At 41.4% G+C, this 2,841-nt stretch carries 6 protein-coding genes; all 6 read right to left on the bottom strand.

What is annotated here, in order from left to right; all coding sequences use genetic code 11:
* Window positions 1-425, bottom strand: a 425-nt coding sequence (locus P9Q65_RS13190) for a recombinase family protein (protein ID WP_304509984.1), incomplete at its 3' end; no start/stop codon positions are given.
* A 91-nt stretch (window positions 426-516) separates the two neighbouring features.
* A complete protein-coding gene (locus P9Q65_RS13195; protein ID WP_304509985.1) occupies window positions 517-774 on the bottom strand; it encodes a hypothetical protein in 258 nt (85 codons plus the stop codon).
* A gap of 100 nt (window positions 775-874) precedes the next feature.
* Window positions 875-1,015 (bottom strand): hypothetical protein, encoded by a 141-nt coding sequence (locus P9Q65_RS13200; RefSeq protein ID WP_304509987.1) that lies wholly within the window; start codon window positions 1,013-1,015, stop codon window positions 875-877.
* A 44-nt stretch (window positions 1,016-1,059) separates the two neighbouring features.
* The gene (locus P9Q65_RS13205) at window positions 1,060-1,458 is read right to left on the bottom strand and encodes a hypothetical protein (RefSeq protein ID WP_304509989.1); all 399 of its coding nucleotides are present in this window, start codon (window positions 1,456-1,458) and stop codon (window positions 1,060-1,062) included.
* Complete coding sequence (locus P9Q65_RS13210; protein ID WP_304509991.1) at window positions 1,394-1,882, bottom strand: hypothetical protein; 489 nt, start codon at window positions 1,880-1,882, stop codon at window positions 1,394-1,396. The genes P9Q65_RS13205 and P9Q65_RS13210 overlap by 65 nt, the downstream gene beginning before the upstream one ends.
* Window positions 1,879-2,841: replicative DNA helicase (locus P9Q65_RS13215; RefSeq protein ID WP_304509992.1), on the bottom strand; the 963-nt coding region annotated here is incomplete at its 5' end. The genes P9Q65_RS13215 and P9Q65_RS13210, both read right to left, overlap by 4 nt.

Here is a 2,841-nt window from a genome sequence, read left to right on the forward strand (position 1 = left end):
TGGGCATTATTTATTTTCTTGGATAAATCTCTGGAAAACTCCTCTGCAAGAATGGCCTTTATCCCTGTAATGAGGGCATCATCGGGGGTATAAAACTTATTTTCCAAATAAAAATAAAGCTGCTTCCCACTTTGAACCAACTGATCCACAAAAATATACCATTCCTTTGTATTACGCATTAAACGGTCTTGAGATTTTACAACAATAATATCGAATTTTTCACTTGAAAGATCGGAAACCAAACGGTTATATTCATCCCTACGCTTTGTGGTTGTGCCGGACTTTCCTTCATCAATATAAGAATCTACCAAAGCCCACCGCTTTCCAGAAACCGCTCGCTTCGCTTCCACAATCTGCCCCTGTAACGCATCCATTTGCGTTATTTCCTCTGTACTTACTCTGCAATAGATTACAGCCCTCTCCATAGAATCCCCCTATAGTATACGACACTCTTTTTTCTTTCCATTCTACAACAGAACAAAAGAAAAAGGAACCCTATTGAGTTCCTTCATTTCATTATTCACTTAAATCATTTAATTTTTCTTCTTTGCTATCATCTTTTAACTTCAGCAATTCTTCTTTTAAATTTTGAATTTCTTCAAGTATAATGCATGTACAAATAACAATAATTGCGCTAAGTACAATAAGCCCAAAATATATTCGATGCAATGTTACCGCCGCTCCTCCATAAGGAAAGAGAAAGGAATAAATTATTACAGCTAAAGTAAAACAAATTAAATAATAGCCTATAACCGTTCCTATATTTTTTTTCATAAAACCAACCTCTCAGAAAACATCATCTTTTTGGAATATTCTTACTTTTCTTGTTAATATAACATTCTAGCAATAATCCGTCAACAAAGAAAAAGGAACCCTATTGAGTTCCTTCCATCAACTTCTTCACCGCCAGTGAATATTCTCTGTCTGTAATTTTCCCCCGCCGCCGAAGGGTATTAAAAATAAATAAAATATCGTTTTTCCTTTCGGCCTCTTTATCAATATATTTTTTCTCCATAAACTTCCCCCGTTCCTTCGGTCTTACTATTATGTATTCAGACTTTATTTGTCCCATGCCAAACACAAATGATCTAACGCCCCCATATATACCCGAAAGCAACTGCTGCGGCTCATAGCAGCCCTCTTTGCAACCATATTCCAACGATACTGTTTAAAACACCGCAGCCTTATTACATTGCGCTCCTCGTCACTTAAATTACTGAGCATTAAACGCTGCGCCTTGGCAATGGATACCTTTAACTCTTCAATGCTATCCTCATATTTTGAAATTTCATGAGTGAGGGATACCCTCTTTTTGACCTCAGCCTTTGAACCGCAATCAACCGGAGGAATGCTGTTTAGTAAAGCATTCAGCCGTTTCATTTCCAAATTTTGTTCATGGACAATATGATCCATCCCCCCGCACATCCGCAGTAAATCCTCCATTTGCCGTCTTTCCAAAAGCAGTTCCCCCTTCCTCCATTCGCATTAATTCCTCAATAGAAACCTGCATGTTTTGCCATTCCTTGGCTTCTTTGCAAATAGCCGTTTCCACTCTGTAAATTTGCTCTTGATTCTCTCGAAAAAAAGCAGCACCAGCACCGCTTTTTGCCCGTTCCAACTTCTCAGCTACCCGCAAAGTAGCACGATATAATTTAATTAATCCTTCATCACGGTTCAATTCTTTGATGCATTTCAGCATCTGGTACCGCCCTTCGAGGGTAGCTTTTTCCCCGTCAGCTTCCATCCTTGCAACCTCAGCCCATCGCCCGTTCATTTCATCATAGTTGTGAGTTGCAATAAATTTTCGCATCCGCCGCAGTTCTTGTATTTCAGGAGAAATCGTCTCCTGTTGCATTTGTTTTGCAAATTCTGCTAACGTCAATTACCTCCCTCCTCCCATGGGCTTTTCTGATTTACTTTTTTCCACTTGTCTGTATTGCGGGCCAAGTTGCGAAAAGTTGTTGCCTGCGGCAGCCAAGCCAGATCCACCGTTCCAACAGGGCCTTTTCTCTGTTTGCCTATAATAATTTCTGCAACGCCTTTTTTTTCTGAATCAGGGTAATAGTATTCATCCCGGTATACAAACATTACTGCGTCAGCATCCTGCTCAATGCTTCCACTTTCTCGCAGATCAGATAACATAGGGCGCTTGTCGGCTCTGGTTTCCACCTGCCGGGAGAGCTGAGACAATGCAACTACAGGACAATGAAAATCTTTGGCCAAAAGCTTTAAACTTCTGCTGATATGGGATAACTCTTGGGTTCTGTTGTCCCCTTTTCCAGCACTCATAAGCTGCAAATAATCAATCACAATCAAACCAATCTCTTTCCCCCCTATGCGTATACCGTGGCACTTAGCCCGCATATTCTCTGGCGTTATGTAGTTACTGTCATCAACGATAATATTTTTTGCCATATGCTCAAAGAAATCACCGTTTTTCTCAAAAGTCTGTAAGAACTCCGCCCACTTGGTATCATCATTCTCCCGAAGGGAAAACATGACATTGTCCGCCCCCGTTTCTCCGCAGTAAAGACGGGCAACAATGTCCCTCTCGTTCATTTCCAGCGAAAAAAACACCACTGCTTTCCCCTCGGAGAAAAGACTTTTTGCACAGCCCCTTGAAATATCCAACGCCAAAGCCGTTTTGCCCATAGCAGGCCGCCCGGCAATAATATATAAATCATCTGCCCGCAGTCCTCCGGTGAGTAAATCCAAATCAACAAATCCCGTTTGTAGGCCACTAAATATCTTCCCGCTTTTTCGCTGTTCAGAAAGATCCTGCAAATATTCGGCCATAACCTCTGCCGCCGTCTTTGGCTCGTCTGTGCCTACGCCATCCTC

This window comes from Anaerotignum sp., from assembly GCF_030625865.1.
Classification (GTDB): domain Bacteria; phylum Bacillota; class Clostridia; order Lachnospirales; family Anaerotignaceae; genus Chakrabartyella.

Bases quoted from the DNA above. Each gene is read 5' to 3' on its own strand.
- P9Q65_RS13200 (WP_304509987.1), bottom strand. From the start codon at position 1,015: ATGGAGAAAAAATATATTGATAAAGAGGCCGAAAGGAAAAACGATATT.
- P9Q65_RS13195 (WP_304509985.1), bottom strand. From the start codon at position 774: ATGAAAAAAAATATAGGAACGGTTATAGGCTATTATTTAATTTGTTTT.